This is a genomic window from Rhodovulum sp. YNF3179 (genome assembly GCF_050586465.1).
In the GTDB taxonomy this organism is placed as follows: Bacteria; Pseudomonadota; Alphaproteobacteria; order Rhodobacterales; family Rhodobacteraceae; genus CAJXYS01.
Map to the genome: position 1 here is coordinate 113123 of NZ_JBOCEG010000008.1, position 19434 is coordinate 132556.

The window sequence follows — 19434 nt, forward strand, 5'->3', positions numbered from 1 at the left end:
CGGTCAGGCTACCTTTTCCAGTTCGAAGGCATCATGGAGCGCCTGAACCGCGAGTTCCATGTATTTCCTGTCGACCAGGACGGAAATCTTGATTTCCGAGGTGGTGATCACCTTGATGTTGATGCCTTCCTCGGCCAGCGCGCGGAACATGCGGGCCGCGACGCCGGCATGGCTGCGCATCCCGATGCCGACCACCGAGATCTTGCAGACGGCGGTGTCGGCCACGAGGTCGTGGAAATTGATCTCGCCGCGGTCGCGGGCATCCTTCATCGCCTTTTCGGCCCGTGCCACCTGGTCGACCGGACATGAGAAGGTCATGTCCGTCCGTCCCTCTTCCGAGATGTTCTGCACGATCATGTCGACATTCACCCCCGCATCGGCCAGCGGCCCGAAAATGGCGGCGGCGATGCCGGGGCGGTCGGCGACCGAGACCAGCGTGACCTCGGCCTCGTCGCGGGAATAGGCGACGCCGGAGACGACTTTGGATTCCATGATTTCCTCCTCGGCGCAGACCAGGGTGCCGGCACCCTCGGTCTGGTCCTCGAAACTCGACAGCACCCGCAGGCGCACATTGTAGCGCATCGCAAGCTCCACCGAACGGGTCTGGAGCACCTTCGCCCCCAGCGAGGCGAGTTCCAGCATCTCCTCGAAGGCGATCCGGTTCAGCTTGCGGGCCTGATCGCAGATGCGCGGGTCGGTGGTGTAGACACCGTCCACGTCGGTGTAGATATCGCAGCGTTCCGCCTCGAAGGCCGCGGCGAAGGCGACGGCGGTGGTGTCCGATCCGCCCCGTCCAAGCGTCGTGATACGGCCTTCGGGGCTGATCCCCTGGAAGCCCGCGACCACCGCGACCTTCATGCCCTCGGCGAACTTGGCGTCGATATTGGCGCGCGGGATCTCCTCGATGCGCGCGGCGCCATGGGCCGAGCTGGTCCGAAGCGGCACCTGCCAGCCCTGCCAGCTGCGCGCGGGCACGTCCATTTCCTGGAGCGTCAGCGCCATCAGCCCGGCGGTGACGTTCTCGCCGGAACTGACCACGGCATCGTATTCGCGCGCGTCGTAGAAGGGCGAGGTCTCGCCGACCCAGCCCACCAGTTCATTGGTCTTGCCGGACATGGCCGAGACGATGACGATCACGTCGTAGCCGTTCGCGACCTCGCGGCGCACCTTCTCGGCGGCGTTGCGGATTCGCGCCAGATCGGCGACCGACGTGCCGCCGAATTTCATCACCAGAAGCGGCATGCGCGCTTTCCCTGGACCTGCCCTCGATCGGGGGGCTTCATACGCGCGCGCCGGGGCGAGGGCAAGCCGGCTTGTGCCGCGTCAGAAAGGCAGCTCCGTCCCGTCATAGGACAGGAAACACCCCGCCGTTTCGGGCGAGAGCGCGTCGAAGCGGGCGACGAGGCCGTTCGCAGCCGTCTCGACGTCGATCTCGGCGGCGGTGCCGCCCATATCCGTCTGGACCCAGCCGGGATGGTAGGCGCCCACCGCGATGCCGAGACCGTCGAGGTCGGCCGCGAGGTTCCGCGCAAGGTTCACCGCTGCCGCCTTGGACGCGCGGTAGATGTAGGAACCGCCCGGCGCCCGGGTGCTGGAGCCCATGATCGAGGCGATCACGGCCACGCGCGCGGTATCCCCGCATTGCAGGTTGGGCAAAAGCGTCTGCACCGTCAGGAAGACGCCGGTGACGTTGGTGGCGAAGGTCCCGGCCCAGAGATCCGCACCGTAGCCGCCGGCCAGGGAATGCCCCTTGTCCAGGTAGACGCCGGCGTTGCAGATCAGCAGGTCGATCTGGCAGCCGTCGAGATCACGCGCGAGCGTCGCGAAGCTTGCCGGGTCGGTGACGTCGAGCGTTTTCCATTCGACGGCATCCTGCAGGTCTGGCGGGGTGGCGCCCCGCGTCGTCCCGATGACGCGCGCGCCCCGCGCCACGTAACGGCGGGCGAGTTCGGCGCCGATTCCGCGGTTTGCCCCGGTGATCAGAACGGTCATGCGCGGCCTCCGCGGTCAGTTGCTCTTGCCGCGGGCCGCCCAGGGCAGGGGGGTGACGGGGATTCCGTCCTCGACGAGACTGCGGGCGTCTTCCGCGGCGGCTTCGCCGATGATCGAGCGTTTCGGCGCCTCGCCCTCGTGGATCCGCCGCGCCTCGTTGGCGAAGTCCTTGCCGACGTTCTCGCTGGCCGACTCGATCCGCTTTCGCAGTTCCGCCAGCGCCTGTTCCGCCGGGCTTGCCGGCTGCGAGAGCGGCTTGTCCCCTGTCTCGGCGGGTTGGGCGGCGGATGTCGCGGCTTCGGCCGCGCGGCCGGGCCGCACCTGCGGCGCCATGATCGCCTTCTGCACGTCCGTGCAGCCGCAGACGGCGCAGCTCACCATGCCGGCGGCATGCAATTTCTCGAAGGCATCTCCGGACTGGAACCAGCTGTCGAAGGTGTGACCCCTGTCGCAGCGCAAAGTATAACGTATCATCAGAGCCTCTGCTTGCCGCCCCGATTAAATAGCCGATCCACCGGCGGAATCAACGATCCCGACACGGGTCGGGCCTATTTGCCCAGCCGCGATGCATCGAAGCGGCTCAGGATTTCCTGGAGTTCCGGCTCCCTGACCTTGCCGGCGGCCTTGCGGGGCGAGAACCACTTGCGCTTGCGCAGGCCGCGTTCGGGAAAATCCCGCGCCAGCTTGCGCACCTGGAGCGGGAAGATCGCGACGATGCAGGGCAGATCGTCGTCACTTTCCATCGCCTTGTTATAGGAATAGAGCCCGGCCACGGCGTGACGGACCTGGCCCGTGACCCCGGCCTCTTCCCAGGCCTCCCGGGCGGCCGCATCGGCGGGCGTGACGCCGTCCATCGGCCAGCCCTTGGGCAGCACCCAGCGCCCGGTGTCGCGGCTGGTGATGAGAAGAACCTCGGTCGCCCCCTTGCGCACACGGTAGCAAAGCGCCGCGAATTGCGTCCGCACCTCGTCCTTGCGGGCGCCACCCGTCCGGACGGGGAATTGCGGGGTTCTGGGCAGGGTCACCATCTGGCGGTCGGGTCACATCATGGGCAGCGCGGATCAGGTCGGTCTACCGGGTCGAAGTTAAGCCGGACCGGCGCCCGTTCCAAGGACGCCGGCGGCCGGGCGCGAGGTCAGCGCGATTTGCGGTCCCGGCGCGAGGACATCGGCTGGAAGGCCACGCCGACATGTGCCTCGCAATAGGGCTTGCCCGACTGGCAGGGCAGGCCGCAGAACCAGAAATCCTTGGTGGCCGGGTCGCCAATGGGCCATTTGCAGGTGCGCTCGGTCAGTTCCATGAGGCTGATTCTGCGAGCCTTTTTCTCGATCTCGCGCACATTGGCCAGTGCCTCGGGGCTGATCTCGTTGGCCGAGGGCTGCGGCGGCAGGGGCTGCCCGGCCACGGGGGGCTGGGGCTTGCGCGGCTGCGCCTGCGCGGGCGCCGACGGCGCCGGGTCGGCCGGTTTCTCGGCCGCCGCGGCGGGCTTCGACGCCGCTTTGGGGGCCGCCTTCGGCTTGGCCGGTTCCTTGGGTTCGGAGGGCGCCGGCTTCTCAGCGGTTTTCGTGGCGCCGCTGTTGCGGTTGGACAGGCCGAGGCGATGCACCTTGCCGATCACCGCGTTGCGGGTGACGCCGCCGAGTTCCTTGGCGATCTGGCTCGCGCTCTTTCCTTCGGTCCACATCTGCTTCAGCAGCTCGACGCGTTCATCGGTCCAGGACATGGGTCCTCTCAACTCATCTCTGTCGCGCGGCCCTGCCGGGTGCAGCGCGTCTGTCATTTCGGTCGTGCCGTGGAAAATTCCAGGTCCGCCTATTGTAACCACGCATCAGGCGGATACAAGGTGCGCACACCTAAATTCGCGGGGAAAGCATGGCACAGACGCAGGACATCGCCGGCATGGGCGTGCGCCGTTTCGGACGCGTGAACTGGCTCGGGCTCTGGACGCTGATGACGCGCGAGATCCGGCGATTCACGACGGTCTGGATGCAGACGGTCGCCGCGCCGCTCGCGACCGCCGGCCTCTTCCTCGTGGTCTTCGATCTTGCCATCGGGCCGCAGCGGGGGGAGGTGAACGGCATGCCGTTCTCGCATTTCCTGGCGCCGGGCATCCTGATGATGCAGGTGATCCAGAACGCGTTCGCCAACACCTCGAGTTCGCTGATGATCTCGAAGGTGCAGGGCAACATCGTCGACACGCTCATGCCGCCGCTCTCGCCGGCCGAACTGGTGGTCGGCTATATCGCCGGCGGCGTCGCGCGCGGGCTCTTCGTGGCGTTGGCCGTGGCGCTGGTGATCTTCCCGATCGTGGGCGTCGGCGTGGCCAAGCCGCTCTGGGCGCTGGTCTTCGTGGTGCTGGGCAGTGCCTTCCTGTCGGCCATCGGGCTGGTTGCGGCGACCATCGCCTCGAAATTCGATCACATGGCGGCGATCACCAACTTCATCGTCACGCCGCTCTCGTTCCTGTCGGGCACCTTCTATTCCATCGCCACGCTGCCCGCGCCGATGCAGGTCGCCTCGCACATGAACCCGGTCTTCTACCTGATCGACGGGATGCGTCACGGGGTGCTGGGCACCTCGGACACCTCGCCCTGGATCGGTGTCATGGTCTGCAGCACCGCGACGCTGGCGGTGGCCGCGCTCTGCTGGCGGTGGTTCAGGACCGGCTACCGGCTGAAGTCGTGATCCGCCCGCCCCGCGTCAGCCGGCCCTCGCGCCAGGCCAGCAGCAGCGCGCCGGCCAGGATCACCACGGCCCCCGCGACGCTGACCGCATCGGGCAGGTTGCCGAACCAGGCCGCGTCGTAAAGCGTGGCGAAGATCAGCACGGTGTAGAAGAAGGGCAGCGCGAAGCTGGCATCGGCCGCCCGCATCGCCTGGATGAAAAGCGCCTGCGCGGCGACCATGGCGATCCCGATCCCGGCCAGTGCGGCCCATTGCGCGGGTGTCGGGGCCGCCCAGACGAACAGCGCCGCGACGGTCGAGATCGCCAGCCCGATCGCGTTGTTGACGATCAGGATCTGCAACGGCGCCTCGCGCCCGGTCAGCCGCTTGATGAACACCGCCTCAAGCCCCAGGGCAAGCGCCGCGGCCAGCGCGAAGAGCGCGCCGGGCTGGATCACGCCGCCCCCCGGGCGCAGCAGGATCACCGCGCCGGCGAAGGCGATCGCGGCGGCCGACCAGCGGATCGGCCCCACCCGCTCGCCCAGGAGCGGGATGGCGAGGATCATCCCGATCACCGGGTTGAGAAAGCTGATCGCCGTCGCGTCGGACAGCGGGATGTAGACCACGGCGGTGAACATCAGGCTGACGCCGGCCCAGCCGCAGACCGAGCGCGCGGCATGGAGCGCGAGCGCCGGGTGCGCGATTCGCGGGCGCAGGACGGCGGCGGCCGCGGCCAGCCCCAGCACGGCAAAGGCGAAGCGCCCCTGGCTGACCTGAAGGGGATGCAGGGCAGGGCCGAAGACGCCCTGCCCAATGGCCTTGGCCAGGATCGTCGTCCCCGCGATCAGCGCCGCCGCGGCCAGCATCGCCGCAACGGCGCGGAGCGGATCGGGCGTGCCTGGGGTGAACATGGGCGGGACCTGGGCAAGAACTGGACAGCCGCAGGGAAACCCTCTAAGCCGCGGAACGCAAGGGGCCGCCGCCCCGATCAGAGGACCCGACGATGACCATCCGCGCACCACGCCCGACCCAGACGCGCCGCCGCGGCATCCGCCCGGCGCACCGCCGCTGACGCGCCGATCCGTCCGCCATGCCGCCGCCCGCGGCACCGTCCCCTGCAATTGACAATCCTCCCGCGCTTTGCGCAGATCGCATTTCCATCGAAAGGACCGACAGATGATCCCTGCCGTCTTGCCGACCTACAACCGCGCGCCGCTCAGTTTCGAGCGGGGCGAAGGCTGCTGGCTGGTGGAGGCCGATGGCAGCCGATACCTGGATCTCGGCGCGGGGATCGCGGTCAACGCGCTGGGCCATGCCCATCCGCGGCTGGTCGAGGCCCTGACGGAGCAGGCGGGCAAGCTCTGGCATACCTCGAACCTCTACCACATTCCGGCGCAGGAACGCCTGGCCGCGCAGCTGGTCGCAGCCACCTTCGCGGACACGGTCTTCTTCACCAATTCCGGCACCGAGGCGGCGGAACTGGCGATCAAGATGGCGCGGAAATACTGGTACGATCAGGACCAGCCGGAGCGGGTCGAGATCGTCACCTTCGAGGGATCCTTCCATGGCCGCTCCACCGGGGCGATCGCCGCTGCGGGCTCCGAGAAGATGGTCACGGGCTTCGGGCCGCTGATGCCGGGCTTCGTGCACCTGCCCTGGGGCGATCATGACGCGCTCGAGGCCGCGGTGACCGACCGGACTGCCGCGATCCTGATCGAGCCGGTGCAGGGCGAGGGCGGCATCCGTCCGCTGCCGGACCAGTGCCTGAAGGGGCTCAGGGATCTCTGCGACCGGACCGGGGCGCTGCTGATCCTCGACGAGGTGCAATGCGGCATGGGGCGCACGGGGCGGCTCTTCGCCCATGAATGGGCCGGGGTGGAGCCGGACATCATGATGGTGGCCAAGGGCATCGGCGGGGGCTTCCCGCTCGGTGCCGTGCTGGCGACGGAGGCCGCCGGCGCGCCGATGGGCGCGGGCACGCACGGCTCGACCTATGGCGGCAACCCGCTGGCCTGCGCCGTTGGGTCCGCGGTGATGGAGATCGTGGCCGATCCCGATTTCCTTGACGCGGTGAACCGCAAGGCCGGGCTCTTGCGCCAGAGGCTCGAAGGGCTGGTCGCGCAGCATCCGGACGTCTTCGAGGCGGTGCGGGGATCGGGGCTGATGCTGGGCCTGAAATGCCGGGCGGCGAACACCGACCTGGTGCAGGCGGGCTATGCGGAGCAGGTGCTGACCGTGCCCGCCGCCGAGAACGTGGTCCGGCTGCTGCCGCCGCTCAACATCTCCGAGGCCGAGATCGGCGAGGCGGTGGCGCGGCTCGACCGGGCGGCCGGGACCGTCGCGGCCGGGCTGGCGGCGGCCGGCTGATCCGGCGCGGAAAGGGACAGGGACGGGCAGATGACGCATTTCCTCGATATCCACAAGACCGAGGCCGGGGCGCTCCGGCAGATGATCGACCAGGCGCGGGCCATGAAGGAGGCCCGGCAGGGCCGCCCGAAGGGCGCGCCGGACGACGCGCAGCCGCTTGCCGGGCGCATGGTGGCGCTCATCTTCGAGAAGCCCTCGACCCGGACGCGCGTCAGCTTCGACGTGGGCGTGCGCCAGATGGGCGGCGAGACCATGGTGCTGTCCGGCGCCGACATGCAACTGGGGCACGGCGAGACCATCGCCGACACGGCGCGGGTGCTCTCGCGCTATGTCGACCTGATCATGATCCGAACCTTCGAGGAGACGACCCTGCTCGAGCTGGCGGAGCATGCCGACGTGCCGGTGATCAACGGGCTGACGGATCGCACCCATCCCTGCCAGATCATGGCCGACGTGCTGACCTACGAGGAACACCGCGGTCCCATCGCCGGCAAGAAGGTGGTCTGGACCGGCGACGGCAACAATGTCTGCGCCAGCGTGATCCACGCCGCCGCGCGCTTCGGTTTCGACTTCACCTTCACCGGTCCCGAGACGCTGGAGCCCGAGCGTGCCTTCATGGAGTTCGCGCGCGAGGCGGGCGTCAGGGCCGAGATCGAGCGCGACCCGATGAAGGCCGTCGCCGATGCCGACCTGATCCTGACCGATACCTGGCTCTCGATGCACGACCCGCAATCGGCGCGCGAGCGGCGGCACAACCAGCTGCGCCCCTACCAGGTCAACGCCGATCTGCTGGCGGCGGCCAAGCCGGACGCGCTGGTGATGCACTGCCTGCCGGCCCATCGCGGCGAGGAGATCACCTCCGCGGTGATGGACGGCCCGCAATCGGTGGTCTTCGACGAGGCGGAGAACCGGCTGCATGCCCAGAAGGCGGTGATGCGCTGGTGCCTCGGCGTCTGAGGCCGCTGCGCGGCGATTCTGGGCCTCCGGCGGGGATATTTCCGGAACGGTGAAGGCGCGGGCCTAGCGCCCCCAGGGGCCGCGGCCGGGCCGGCGGCGATGCCCGGCGCGCGGCACGTCGGTGCGCCGGATCCGGTACCGGCCCTCTGGATAGGGCGGCAGCCCATGGGTGCGCTGCCAATAGGCCGGCCCGCCGCGCCGAAACCAGACCGGCAGGGTAAAGGCCAGCCCCACCACGAAGCCGCCCGCATGGGCCCAGTAGGCGACGCCGCCCGACTGCGTGTCGGCGGCGAGCCCGTTGACGAGCTGGAACCCGAACCAGAGCCCGAGCATCACCCAGGCGGGCAGGGCGAGGATGCGGATGAAGAAGAAAATGATGATCAGCACGTCGACGCGCGCCCGCGGGAAGAGCAGCAGGTAGCCCCCCATCACGCCCGCGATGGCCCCGGAGGCCCCCACCGTTGGCACCGGCGAGGCGGGATCGGCGGCCAGGTGCAGGAGCCCCGCGCCGACGCCCGAGGCGAGGTAGAAGAGCGCGAAGCCCAGATGGCCGAACACGTCCTCGAGATTGTCGCCGAAGATCCAGAGAAACAGCATGTTGCCGGCGATGTGCAGCACGCCGCCGTGCAGGAACATCGAGGTGAAGAGCGGGTAGACGCCGTCGCCGCCCGCGACCTTCACCGGGATCAGTCCCCATTCCAGGAAGAAGGCCTGGAGCGCGCGCGGCTCGTTGAAGAGCGGCCAGTAGGCGAGGAAGACCAGGATATTGGCCGCGATCAGCCCGTAGGTCACCCAGGGGGTGCGCAGCGAGGGATTGTGATCGCGGATCGGAAACATGGGGCCCCGTCTCTGGCAGCGGGGGCAGCGTCCCCCACCGTCCAGATGGCGTCAAGGCGCGTCGGGACAAGGGGGGTCAGGCCTCGCCCCCGGCCGCGAGCAGGGCCGCGTTCCCGCCCGAGGCGGTCGTGTCCACGCAGAGGTGCCGCTCGTGCCAGAGCCGCGCTGCGGCGCCCTCCTCGGTCAGGAGGGGCACGATCGGACCCGCGCGCGCGGCCAGCGCCGCGGCGAACGTCCGCGCGGTTTCCGCGCCGCCCCACCAGGCCACGGCCTCGAGGCCGCGCAGCCGGCGCAGCGTGTCGGGGGTGACATGCCCCGCCAGATCGCCGCCATCGGCGACGCGCAGCGGCAGGCTGCCCGCGGCGCGGACCTCCGCGGCCTGGGCCTCGGCCGCCGCGCGCCCCGGCCCGAGGCAGAGCACCGGCCCGCGCGGGAAGAGCGACAGGCGGTTGGACTCGCCCGTGGGCCCGGGCATGTCGCGGATCTCGACCGGGTGGTGCGGCGGGCTGAGCGCGTCGAGGGCGGCCTGGACCTGCTCCGGGGGAACCTCCGCGCCTTCGTCGCCGCTGTGATGGGGGCGCGGCGGGGCGGTGAAGCGCGGCACGTAGTTCGGGCCGCCGGCCTTGGGGCCGGTGCCGGAAAGACCCTCGCCGCCGAAGGGCTGGCTGCCCACCACGGCGCCAATCTGGTTGCGGTTGACGTAGATGTTGCCGACCTCGATCCGGTCCACGACATGCTGCACGCGGTCGTCGATCCGGGTATGCAGCCCGAAGGTCAGCCCGTAGCCGGTGGCGTTGATCTTCTCGATCACCCGGTCGAGATCGCGGTTCCGGTAGGTGGCGAGATGCAGCACGGGGCCGAAGATCTCTTCCTCCAGCGTCTCGATGCCTGCGACGCGGATCACGGTGGGGCCGACGAAATTGCCGCTGGCGGGCACGGGCAGCTCCTTGAGGACACGCCCCTCGCGGCGGGCCTTGTCGACATGGGCGGTGATGCGCGCGCGCGCCGCGTCGTCGATCACCGGGCCGATATCGGTGGAGAGTGCCCAGGGATCGCCGAGGCGCAGCTCCTCCATCGCGCCGAAGAGCATGCGCTGCAGGTCCTCGGCGATATCCTCCTGCACGTAGAGGCAGCGCAGCGCCGAGCAGCGCTGGCCGGCCGACTGGAAGGCCGAGGCGAGGATATCGCGCACGGCCTGTTCCGGGAGCGCGGTGGAATCCACGATCATCGCGTTCAACCCGCCGGTTTCCGCGATCAGCGGCGCATGGGGGGCGAGGTTCTCGGCCATGGCGCGCTGGATCAGCCGCGCGGTGTCCGTGCCGCCGGTGAAGCAGACCCCCTCGATCCGCGGGTCCGCGGTGAGCGCCGCGCCGATGGTGCCGCCCTCGCCCGGCAGGAGCTGGAGCGCTGTGCGCGGCACCCCGGCCGCATGGAGGAGCTGTACCGCCTCGTGGGCGATGATCGGTGTCTGCTCGGCCGGCTTGGCGATCACCGCGTTGCCCGCGGCGAGCGCCGCGGTCAGCTGGCCGGTGAAGATCGCCAGCGGGAAGTTCCAGGGCGAGATGCAGGCGAAGACGCCGCGCGGGGGGTGGGGCTGATCGGTCTGGGTGGCGTAGTAGCGCAGGAAATCGACCGCCTCGCGCAGTTCGCCCACCGCGTCCAGGTGGATCTTGCCGGCTTCGCGGGCGACGATGGCGAAGATCTTGCCGAAGTTTTCCTCGTAGAGATCCGCGGCGCGGTTCAGCACCGCGGCACGTTCGGCGGGGCTGGCATCCCAGGGGCGGGCGGCGGCGATGGCCGCGTCCACATCCGCGACGGCGGCATGGGTGACGTGGCCCAGCGCGTCGGCCGGATCGGCGGGGTTCGTCGCCGGATGTGTCCCGGCCCCTTCGGGCGTCACCGCCATGAGCGGCCCGGCCTCGAAGCGGGCGTCGTGGAAGGGCGCGCGGGCCTCCTCGATCTCGGCCAGGTCGAGCGGGTCGGTCAGATCCCAGCCGCGCGCGTTGCGCCGGCCTGCGCCGAAGATCTCCGACGGGTGGGCGATGACCGGGTTCTCGGGCGCCTCGAGGAAGCCTGCCACCGCGTCGAAGGGGTCGGCCACCACCTCGGCGGGGGGCACTGCCTCGTCGAGGATCTGGTTGACGAAAGAGCTGTTCGCGCCGTTCTCGAGCAGCCGCCGCACGAGGTAGGCCAGCAGGTCGCGATGGGCGCCGACCGGCGCGTAGATGCGGCAGCGGGTGTTCTCGCCGGCCAGCACGATGTCGTGCAGCCGCTCGCCCATGCCATGGAGCCGCTGGAACTCGAAGGCGTCGCGGTCCCCGGCCATCTCGAGGATGGCGGCGACGCTATGGGCGTTGTGGGTCGCGAATTGCGGGTAGATCCGGTCGGTCATGCCGAGCAGCTTGCGCGCATTGGCGATGTAGGAGACATCGGTCGAGGCCTTGCGGGTGAAGACCGGGAAGCCGTCGAGACCCATGACCTGGGCGCGCTTGATCTCGGTATCCCAGTAGGCGCCCTTGACGAGGCGGACCATGATCCGGCGGTCGAGCCGTTCCGACAGCGCGTAGAGCCAGTCGATCACGTGCTCGGCGCGCGGGCCGTAGGCCTGCACCACGACGCCGAAGCCGTCCCAGCCGGCCAGGGCCGGATCGGCCAGCACCGATTCGATCACGTCGAGCGAGATGTCCAGCCGGTCGGCTTCCTCGGCGTCGATGTTCAGCCCCATGCCGGCGGCCTTGGCCTGACGGGCCAGCGACATCAGCCGCGGCGCCAGCTCGGCCATCACGCGGTCGCGCTGGGCGACCTCGTAGCGGGCATGGAGCGCCGAGAGCTTCACCGAGATGCCCGGGTTCATCCGGATATCGCCCTTGTCGCAGGCGGGCGTCAGCGCGGTGATCGCGTTGGAATAGGCTTGCCAGTAGCGTTCCGCGTCGGCGTCGGTGCGCGCGGCCTCGCCCAGCATGTCGTAGGAATAGCTGTAGCCCTTCGCCTCGAGCGTGCGGGCGCGGCGCATCGCGGCCTCGACGGTTTCGCCCAGCACGAACTGGCGGCCCATCTCGCGCATGGCGCGGCCGACGGCGGTGCGGATCACCGGCTCGCCCAGGCGCTTGACCGCGCCGCGCAGAACGCCGGCCATGCCCTGCTGCTCGTCGTCGAGCACGCGGCCGGTCAGCATCAGCGCCCAGGTCGAGGCGTTGACCAGCGACGAGGAGGAATGGCCGAGATGCTTGCCCCAGTCCGAGGGCGCGATCTTGTCCTCGATCAGCGCGTCGATGGTATGGGCGTCGGGCACGCGCAGCAGTGCCTCGGCCAGGCACATCAGCGCGATGCCTTCCTCGGTCGAGAGGCCGTACTCGGCCAGGAACACCTCCATCAGGCCGGGGGCGGCGGTTGTGCGGATTTTCTCGACCAGCGCCACCGCGCGGGCCTCGATGCGGGCACGGGTCGTCGCGTCGAGGTCGGCCTCGGCCACCAGCCGTTTCAGGACCTTCGACTCGTCGGGCAGGGTGTCCTCGCGCATGCGGGCGCGGATCGCGGTCAACGTGTCGGTCATAGGGGATGCCTCCGGTAATCAGCGCCAGTATAGCCTGCCGGCGGCAGTCGGATTGGCCTTTTTTGCCGGATATGCGATCTTCTGTCCTGAATAATAGTCAGGTGACAGGACGAATGACTGGAAAAGAGATCGATCTGGACCGCTTCGACCGCGCGATCCTGCGCGTGCTCTCGGCGGAGGGGCGGATTACCGTCACGGAGCTGGCCCGCCGTGTCGGGCTGTCGAAATCGCCCACCCAGGCGCGGCTGAAACGGCTCGAGGCCGAGGGGGTCATCACCGGCTACCGGGCAAGCCTCGACCCGATCAAGCTGGGCCGGGATCACATCGCCTTCGTGGAGGTGAAGCTGACCGATACCAAGGCGGCGGCGCTTGCGGCCTTCAACCGCGCGGTCATGGACATTCCCGAGGTCGAGCAATGCCACATGATCGCGGGGGGGTTCGACTACCTGCTCAAGGTGCGCACCGGCGACATGGCCACCTACCGCCAGATCATGGGCGAGAAGATCTCGGCCCTGCCGCATGTCTCGCACACCTCCACCTACGTGGCGATGGAGGCGGTCAAGGACGACATGTCCTGAAGTTCAGGCGCGGTGCTCGTCCACGCGGACCGGGATTGCCACCGGATCGCGCACCGGCTCCGGCGCGCGGCGGCCCCCGTCATCCTTGTCGTCCTTCTCGGCCATCGACATCACGCGGATGCCGATCTGGACGCCGCCGAAGGTAACGCCGCTGAACCAGACCAGCATGACGACGGCCAGCCATCCCTCGGGCGAGTGGGTCACGAGATGGCCCAGGTTCGCGATGTTGAGCCAGAGCAGCCCGGCCGTGAACACGACGCCGAGGCCGAGCCCGATCAGGCCGTTGACGATGAAGAGCTTGACGAGGCGGGGCATGCGCGACCTCCGTTGATTGAGCTTAACCTGAAGGTAGGGCCCGGCCGGCGATGTTGCGAGTCACGATTTGCCGCAGTGCCGGATCCGGCGGGAAGGCGCCGCCGGCCAGGATGCCGATCGGGGCTGTGCCGGCGCGCCCCGGGGCGCTAGCATCATCGGGTGTAGGCGGTGTCAGTGTGTGAGTGCGATGGCGGTTATCCTTCTGACGGGCGGGGCGGGCTATGTGGGCTCGCATGCCTGTGTCGCCCTGGCGGCGGCCGGCCACAGCCCGGTGCTCTTCGACGATTTTTCCAATGCGCGCGAGGATGTGCCCGACCGGCTGGCCCGGCTGACGGGGGCGCCGGTGCCCTGCTACCGCGGTGACGTGCGCGACCCCGCCGCGCTTGGCCGGGTGCTGGCGGCGCAGAACCCCGACGCGGTGATGCATTTCGCGGCGCTGAAGGCGGTGGGCGAGTCGATGGACCGCCCGCTCGATTACATGGCGGTGAACATCGCCGGGCTCGTGACGCTTCTCGGCGCGATGGAGGCGGCCGGCCTGCGCCGCCTGGTCTATTCCTCCTCGGCCACAGTCTACGGCGTGCCCGACGTGACGCCGACGCCGGAGAGCGCGCCGCGCCGGGCGGTGAACCCCTATGGATTCACCAAGATCAAGGGCGAGGAGATCCTCGAGCAGCTGGCGGCGTCCGATCCGCGCTGGGCCGTGGGCGTGCTGCGCTACTTCAACCCGGCCGGCGCGCATGAGAGCGCCATGATCGGCGAGGATCCGTCCGGCCGCCCGAACAACCTCGTGCCGCTGATCGCCCGGGTCGCCGCGGGACAGCTGCGCCGGCTGGAGGTGTTCGGTGATGACTATTCCACCCCGGACGGAACCGGCGTGCGCGACTACATCCATGTCATGGACCTGGCCGAGGGCCACCGCCTGTCGGTCGAGCGACTGCTCGCCGGGGCTCCCGGCCATGTCCTGAATCTCGGCACGGGGCGCGGGCATTCGGTGCTGGAGGTGCTCGCGGCCTATGGGCGGGCCGTCGGGCGCGAGTTGCCCTACCGGGTCGTCCCGCGACGGCCGGGCGATGTCCCGGTCTACTGCGCGGATCCGGCGCGGGCGGAGGCGGAGCTGGGGTTCAGGGCGCGTAGGGATCTTGACGAGATCTGCCGCTCGAGCTGGGCCTGGGTCAGGGGGCAGGCCGCCCGCCGGGCCTGAGGCGCGGCGTCGCGGTCCTCAGTTCTGCGGCCCGAGGAGAAGTTTGCGGACCGTGTCGCGGCGCTGTTCCTCGATGCTGACACGGGCGGGCAAGCCCGCCGTTTCGCCGCAATCGGCGGTGGCGTGTTCGATCACCGCGATTTCGGGGGTCGCGCAGACGACGTCGATGGCCGACGGGGCCGGCGCGACCGCGGGCGCCAGTTCGGCCTCGGCGTTGAACGAGACGCTGGCGGCGTCGCGCAGGTTGGCCATGTCGATGCCACCCGCGAGGAAGATCTGCAGACCGAGCGCCCAGAGGCCGACGATGACGCCGGCGACGTGGCCGAAGTCACGGAGGATCGCCCAGATCTCGTCGAGCTTGAAGGGCAGGCGATGGCCGTGCTCGGACGGCTTGGGCGCGGTGTGATAGATCCCTTGGTTCGCCATCTCTGCGTTTCCTCGCGCGGGCCGGGGGGTTCCCGGGGCTGATGCCGCTGCTGGCTCTGGTGGGTGCCCGGGCGATCTGCGGTGCAGCGTTATCGGGCATTTGCCGGCGGCGGCGGGTTTCGGTCGAGGATCACTATCGCGGCGAAATTGGGCAGATTCGCGGCACCAATCTTGTCAAAGAGTGACTTTTGCACGGGGTTTTTCCGGGCTGCGGGCGGAAATCCGGCGACGGCATTCCGGACTCACCCGGGGTCAGGATTTCCGCGCCGTTTCCCGGGGATCGGCCGCCCAGGCCCGAATCGCGATCATGGCCGCGAAGGCGACGAGGACGGGAAATCCGGGGGCGAAAGGAAAATCCTTCGGCAGGGCGAGCAGAATGCCCGGGACGATCCATAAAAGTGCAAGGATCGCTTTTTCGTATCCTTTCAGGGATTGCGGGCCGAGGGCGTTGACCAGGAGCATGGCCGGGATGATGAGCATCACCCAGTCATAGATGAAATTATGCGGCGAGACCGGCAGCGCGATCGCGACCGCGAAGGCGAAGACCAGCGCGAAGGACGCCCCGCGCCGGATGAGCGCCACAAGGGTTCCGAGCGCGACCAGAATGGTGAGGATCTGGATCGCCTCCGCAACCCAGGCCGGCGCGCCGAGGGTCCGGGCGAAGACGAAGCCCGAGCCCATCTTCGCCAGCGGGAAATCGCCCGAGGTGAGTTTCTCGGTCACGATGGGAAGATTCTCGGTGAAGAAGACCTGCCAGGGCGCCGTGCCATAGGCGAGGAGCGAGGCCGCGGTCAGCGCGATCACCATCGCGGCCGCCACCGCGATGCTCGTCCAGCGGCGATAGGCGAGCAGGAGGATCGGGAAGACGAGGCCGAGATGCGGCTTGTAACAGAGCAGCCCGATCGCGAGACCGGCGAGCACCGCGTTGCCCCAGAACTTTCGGTAGAAGACCGCGATGAGCCCCGCGGTGAGAAAGGCGTTCTGCCCTGCGATAATCGTGTACCAGAGCGCCGGCGCCGTGGCGAGGATCAGCCAGGCCTGCGTGCTGGTCATGAACCCGCGCAGCGCCCGGGCCAGGAATGCGCCCGTCAGCCCGAGCCAGAGCACGAGTGCGAGAACGAAGTGCACCTTGCTCAGCACATGGACGGGCAGGAAGAAGATCGGGGGGTAGAACCAGCTGGCCGAGACCTCCGCGAGCTTGGGAAAAGCCTCAGCCATCCACGGGTAAGTGGCAAGGCAGTGCTTCGGCAGCTCCCCCGGGCTGTAGGCCTCGGCCGCCAGTCCGGCCGCGGCCATGTCGCCCGCGCAGTAGAAGATCACGAAATCGACGCCGGGCACGCCCACGAGATCCGGCCACTGGATGGCCAACTGCGTAATTACACCGGCTGCCACGATGAGATAGCAGCCGAGCAGAACGGCCGGGTAGAGTTTCAGCCTTGCGGGTGTGAGCAGTGTCACCGGGCGGTTCTCCTGATCCGTGCCCGGGCCGTGAATGCGCCGCGGGATCGTGCCTGCCCTTTCATAGCGGGGCCGGGAGTCCCGGGCCAGCGGCTCTGAACGGGCGTTTGCCGGCCTGGTCCGTGCAGTGGCGCGGAGAGCGCAGGTGTTACGTCTTTGCACCGGTTAACGCTGGTTAGCGCAAAAAGGGCGTTTTTTGCTAGCCTTACATCCCGTCTTTCGGGCAATGTCCGGCTAGCACAGACAAAGGGCTGGGGTATTATGCGAAAGATCTTGCTCGGAGTTGCGGTCCTGTTCCTCGCGTCCTGCGCGGAACTCGGGATCGGCGAATTCTCGTCCTTCAGTGACGGCTCGCGTGCGGTGAAGGACACCGCGAACCGCGACTACTACCCCGATGACCAGCTTCTGGTGAGTGCCAAGGCGCAGTTCCGCGAGCGGAACTTCGGCCGGTCCTACCGCCTCTTCAAGGAAGCGCTCGACGTGGTGCCGGAAGACCCGGCCGCCTGGCTCGGCTATGCCGCCTCGGCCGATATGCTGCGTCGCTTCGACAAGGCGGAGTTTGCCTACAAGAAGCTGCAGCCGGTGATCGGCAACCGGATCGAGTTCCTGAACAACTACGGCTACTCGCATCTCCTGCGCGGTAACCTGCGGGTCGCCCGGCAGTACTTCATCCGGGCCTACGAGCTGGATCCCCAGAACGAGACCGCCGCGAACAATCTCGAGCTGCTGCGCAACTCGGTGAACTATCCGAAGCGGGCACCGGGTGGCCTCCGGGGTATCTGATCTTCCCGGCTTGACGATGACATGGCTGGCGCCGCTCGGGTTCTGGGCGGCGCTTTTCCTTGTTCTCTACATCGCCGTGCAGGACTTCCTGCGGTTGAAGGTGCGCAACCTGGCCGTCCTGGCGCTGATCGGCTGTTACGCGCTCTTCGCGACGGGCCTGCCGACGGCGGTGGTGATCGGCGACCTCGCTGCGGGCCTGCTGCTCTTCGTGCTTTCGTTTGGCTTCTGGATGGCCGGCATGATGGGCGGCGGGGATGCCAAGCTTGCCCTGCCGCTCGGCTTCCTGGTCGGCTGGGACGGGCTCGCCGCCTATGCCGTGCTGCTCGTCGTCTTCTCGGCGGTGTTCCTGCTGGCATTGCGCCTCGGCAACCGGTGGCTCGGGGGACGTGGCCTGGTCGGGCGGCGGCTTTCCATCATCCGCGAGTCGCGAAAGGTGCCCTATGCCGTGCCGATGGGGCTGAGCGCCTGGGTCGTGATCGCGCTGCGCGGGGTGTAGGCGGGCCGCGCCTGCCGGCTGCGGCAATCGGGCACTTGCCGGAAATGGCGTTTTTCGACATTTCCCGGGGAGCTGCGACGCAATTCCGCGGTGACAGGCGCCAAGATCCGCGATCTTTTTGAATCGTGGCGTGATCGGGTATGAAATGATCTCGCTGGGATCGGGGGATTTGGAAGAGACAGCCCGTGGCAAAGGCGACACATGTGACGTGAAAATTGTTTTCTAGTCGATTGGAAATGCGGTACAACCTGTCGTGGTGACAGTTTAAGTGATATCAGTTCGTTGATGTTTGCTGTAATTAGTGCGTCAGTTGTTCTGAAGGATGTAAAACAGCGAGGGAAATCTGATGCTCATCCGCTTTAAGAATTTGCTTGCCCGGTTCCGCCGGGACGAGGACGGCTTGGCTCTGACCGAATATGTCGTGCTGCTGGGCCTGCTCACCGCGGCCGTGGTTGTGGCCGTGAACCTCTTTGGTGCCAATCTCGCCGGCATCTGGAGTGATTGGGCAAGCTGGATTTCGACGCTTTCTACGCCCGCCAGCTGACCTGGTCGGCTTGCGTTAAAACGTAAGGCTTCGACCGTCCTTGAAGCACCAGGCTTGATGGTGTTCTTGAGGCGGGGAAAAAGGGGGGGGCTTGGCAATTGCGATCGAGCCCTCCTCCGGCTAAGCGCAGCCCAGACGAGCGATTGTGTGGCTTCGCTCGGGAATTGCAGATCTGTTGGCGGGCGCAGTGGTGACGTGGCACGCTTTTGCCCAGGATTGTGAGGCTTTGGTCCAGAGATGCGGTCTACGAACATCCTCAGTTTTGCGGTAGCGCTGTTTTTGGCGGCCGTAGCGGTCTACGGAGCACGAAACTGGCTAAACGAGCAGCGGCAGGAACTCGTCGCCTCGACACGCCAGACCGTCGAGCAGCCTCAAGAAGCGCCATCCCGGATGGTCGTTGTCGCGAGCGAGCCACTTCGCTTCGGGGAGCGTGTTACTCGCGAGAGCCTTGCCTTGATCGAGTGGAGGGCGGACGTCGCGCCGCGTGGAGCGTTCGAGACGATCGAAGAGGTGATCGCGAGTGAAGAAGAAGACGACGCCCGTTACGTGCTTTCGGCCATGCAGGAAGGTGAGCTGGTTCTTGCGGCGAATGTGACAAATCCTGGCGAGCGTGCGAAGCTTTCGACAATGCTGTCTCCCGGCATGAAAGCGATCGCGATTAGCGTCAACAATGTTGCAGGCTTCGTGCTGCCCGGCGACCGGGTCGACGTCATGCTGACGCGTGGCGATTTCGTCGATCTGCTTCTGCAGGGTGTGAAAGTCCTGGCGATCGACCAGATCGCCGATGAAACGCGGGATGATCCGACGCCATCCAGAACGGTCACCTTCGAGGTCACGACCCAGGAAGCCCAGAAGCTTGTTCTGGCCCAACGGGTTGGGTCCCTTTCTTTGGCGCTTCGTAAGACCGGATCGGCAGATGTTGACGAACCAAATCGTGTTTCGGCAGCCGATTTGGGCGAGCCGACCGTGTCCGAGGAAATGCTTAGGGCCGCCCAGGGCGAACAGGATGAAATCCGCCAGGAAGAGCTAGAGCGCCTGACCAATCTTGAGCGCCTGATCGAAAGCTGGGGCGAAGGCCTTACCCTTCGCCTCGATCAGCTTGAAGAGGGAGCGGACGAGGGACCGGCGACCGCAAGGGACCTAATGGACAGCAAGTCCACCGTGGGTGTAATCCGTGGAGGGCAGAGAAGCGAATACAGCGTCAACAAGCCAGACGCAGGACCTTCTCAGTGAGGTGAGCATGACCCACTCGATGCTGGCTTGG

The 19434-nt window shown here is 67.9% G+C and carries 21 protein-coding genes; 10 read left to right on the top strand and 11 right to left on the bottom strand.

What is annotated here, in order from left to right; genetic code table 11:
* Nucleotides 1–3: 3 nt before the first annotated feature.
* The 5 genes from ACQ5SP_RS14670 to ACQ5SP_RS14690 all read right to left on the bottom strand — a co-directional run bounded on the left by ACQ5SP_RS14670 (nt 4) and on the right by ACQ5SP_RS14690 (nt 3715).
* Entirely contained in the window at nt 4–1242 is a 1239-nt protein-coding gene (locus tag ACQ5SP_RS14670) for an aspartate kinase (protein WP_430939146.1), read from the bottom strand.
* Between the two features lie 81 nt (nt 1243–1323).
* Complete coding sequence (locus ACQ5SP_RS14675) at nt 1324–1992, bottom strand: SDR family NAD(P)-dependent oxidoreductase (protein ID WP_430939147.1); 669 nt, start codon at nt 1990–1992, stop codon at nt 1324–1326.
* 15 nt (nt 1993–2007) lie between these two features.
* Nucleotides 2008–2466 (bottom strand): DUF1178 family protein, encoded by a 459-nt coding sequence (locus tag ACQ5SP_RS14680; protein ID WP_430939148.1) that lies wholly within the window; start codon nt 2464–2466, stop codon nt 2008–2010.
* 74 nt (nt 2467–2540) lie between these two features.
* The gene (locus ACQ5SP_RS14685) at nt 2541–3020 is read right to left on the bottom strand and encodes an NUDIX hydrolase (protein WP_430939149.1); all 480 of its coding nucleotides are present in this window, start codon (nt 3018–3020) and stop codon (nt 2541–2543) included.
* A 107-nt stretch (nt 3021–3127) separates the two neighbouring features.
* Entirely contained in the window at nt 3128–3715 is a 588-nt protein-coding gene (locus ACQ5SP_RS14690) for a GcrA family cell cycle regulator (protein ID WP_430939150.1), read from the bottom strand.
* A 149-nt stretch (nt 3716–3864) separates the two neighbouring features.
* Between ACQ5SP_RS14690 and ACQ5SP_RS14695 the strand changes: the two genes are divergently transcribed.
* Nucleotides 3865–4677 carry an ABC transporter permease gene (locus tag ACQ5SP_RS14695; RefSeq protein WP_430939151.1) on the top strand — a complete coding sequence of 271 codons (813 nt, stop codon included), beginning with the start codon at nt 3865–3867 and terminating at the stop codon, nt 4675–4677.
* On the opposite strand, the gene ACQ5SP_RS14700 is transcribed toward ACQ5SP_RS14695, so the two are convergent.
* Nucleotides 4649–5566 carry a DMT family transporter gene (locus ACQ5SP_RS14700; protein ID WP_430939152.1) on the bottom strand — a complete coding sequence of 306 codons (918 nt, stop codon included), beginning with the start codon at nt 5564–5566 and terminating at the stop codon, nt 4649–4651. The genes ACQ5SP_RS14695 and ACQ5SP_RS14700 overlap by 29 nt on opposite strands.
* A gap of 265 nt (nt 5567–5831) precedes the next feature.
* Between ACQ5SP_RS14700 and ACQ5SP_RS14705 the strand changes: the two genes are divergently transcribed.
* Nucleotides 5832–7022: an aspartate aminotransferase family protein gene (locus ACQ5SP_RS14705; RefSeq protein WP_430939153.1), complete on the top strand. Its 1191-nt coding sequence runs from the start codon at nt 5832–5834 to the stop codon at nt 7020–7022.
* Between the two features lie 30 nt (nt 7023–7052).
* Nucleotides 7053–7979: an ornithine carbamoyltransferase gene (gene argF, locus ACQ5SP_RS14710; protein ID WP_430939154.1), complete on the top strand. Its 927-nt coding sequence runs from the start codon at nt 7053–7055 to the stop codon at nt 7977–7979.
* Nucleotides 7980–8042: 63 nt separating this feature from the next.
* Here argF and ACQ5SP_RS14715 read toward each other — a convergent pair whose 3' ends face one another.
* Both ACQ5SP_RS14715 and putA read right to left on the bottom strand, forming a co-directional pair.
* Nucleotides 8043–8816, bottom strand: coding sequence for a rhomboid family intramembrane serine protease (locus tag ACQ5SP_RS14715; protein ID WP_430939155.1), 774 nt, complete (start codon nt 8814–8816; stop codon nt 8043–8045).
* A gap of 76 nt (nt 8817–8892) precedes the next feature.
* Nucleotides 8893–12369 (bottom strand): bifunctional proline dehydrogenase/L-glutamate gamma-semialdehyde dehydrogenase PutA, encoded by a 3477-nt coding sequence (gene putA, locus ACQ5SP_RS14720; RefSeq protein WP_430939156.1) that lies wholly within the window; start codon nt 12367–12369, stop codon nt 8893–8895.
* A gap of 113 nt (nt 12370–12482) precedes the next feature.
* Here putA and ACQ5SP_RS14725 point away from each other — a divergent pair, with 113 nt between their 5' ends.
* Nucleotides 12483–12947, top strand: coding sequence for an Lrp/AsnC family transcriptional regulator (locus ACQ5SP_RS14725; RefSeq protein ID WP_430939157.1), 465 nt, complete (start codon nt 12483–12485; stop codon nt 12945–12947).
* 3 nt (nt 12948–12950) lie between these two features.
* On the opposite strand, the gene ACQ5SP_RS14730 is transcribed toward ACQ5SP_RS14725, so the two are convergent.
* Complete coding sequence (locus tag ACQ5SP_RS14730) at nt 12951–13262, bottom strand: hypothetical protein (RefSeq protein ID WP_430939158.1); 312 nt, start codon at nt 13260–13262, stop codon at nt 12951–12953.
* 187 nt (nt 13263–13449) lie between these two features.
* Here ACQ5SP_RS14730 and galE point away from each other — a divergent pair, with 187 nt between their 5' ends.
* On the top strand, nt 13450–14463 hold the full coding sequence (gene galE / locus ACQ5SP_RS14735) for a UDP-glucose 4-epimerase GalE (protein ID WP_430939159.1): 1014 nt from the start codon (nt 13450–13452) through the stop codon (nt 14461–14463).
* 18 nt (nt 14464–14481) lie between these two features.
* Here galE and ACQ5SP_RS14740 read toward each other — a convergent pair whose 3' ends face one another.
* Nucleotides 14482–14889 carry a hypothetical protein gene (locus tag ACQ5SP_RS14740; protein ID WP_430939160.1) on the bottom strand — a complete coding sequence of 136 codons (408 nt, stop codon included), beginning with the start codon at nt 14887–14889 and terminating at the stop codon, nt 14482–14484.
* A 41-nt stretch (nt 14890–14930) separates the two neighbouring features.
* On the opposite strand from ACQ5SP_RS14740, the gene ACQ5SP_RS14745 reads away from it, so the two are divergent.
* Nucleotides 14931–15074 (top strand): hypothetical protein, encoded by a 144-nt coding sequence (locus ACQ5SP_RS14745; RefSeq protein WP_430939161.1) that lies wholly within the window; start codon nt 14931–14933, stop codon nt 15072–15074.
* Between the two features lie 67 nt (nt 15075–15141).
* Here the strand turns inward: ACQ5SP_RS14745 and ACQ5SP_RS14750 are convergent, their stop codons facing one another.
* On the bottom strand, nt 15142–16347 hold the full coding sequence (locus tag ACQ5SP_RS14750; RefSeq protein WP_430939162.1) for a glycosyltransferase family 87 protein: 1206 nt from the start codon (nt 16345–16347) through the stop codon (nt 15142–15144).
* Nucleotides 16348–16620: 273 nt separating this feature from the next.
* Here ACQ5SP_RS14750 and ACQ5SP_RS14755 point away from each other — a divergent pair, with 273 nt between their 5' ends.
* From ACQ5SP_RS14755 to cpaB, 4 genes are all read left to right on the top strand, one after another.
* Nucleotides 16621–17130: a tetratricopeptide repeat protein gene (locus ACQ5SP_RS14755; RefSeq protein WP_430939163.1), complete on the top strand. Its 510-nt coding sequence runs from the start codon at nt 16621–16623 to the stop codon at nt 17128–17130.
* A 16-nt stretch (nt 17131–17146) separates the two neighbouring features.
* Nucleotides 17147–17626, top strand: coding sequence for a prepilin peptidase (locus ACQ5SP_RS14760; protein ID WP_430939190.1), 480 nt, complete (start codon nt 17147–17149; stop codon nt 17624–17626).
* Nucleotides 17627–17972: 346 nt separating this feature from the next.
* Nucleotides 17973–18170, top strand: a complete 198-nt coding sequence (locus ACQ5SP_RS14765) for a Flp family type IVb pilin (RefSeq protein ID WP_430939164.1) — start codon at nt 17973–17975, stop codon at nt 18168–18170.
* A 237-nt stretch (nt 18171–18407) separates the two neighbouring features.
* Nucleotides 18408–19403, top strand: a complete 996-nt coding sequence (gene cpaB, locus ACQ5SP_RS14770; RefSeq protein WP_430939165.1) for a Flp pilus assembly protein CpaB — start codon at nt 18408–18410, stop codon at nt 19401–19403.
* Nucleotides 19404–19434: the final 31 nt, after the last annotated feature.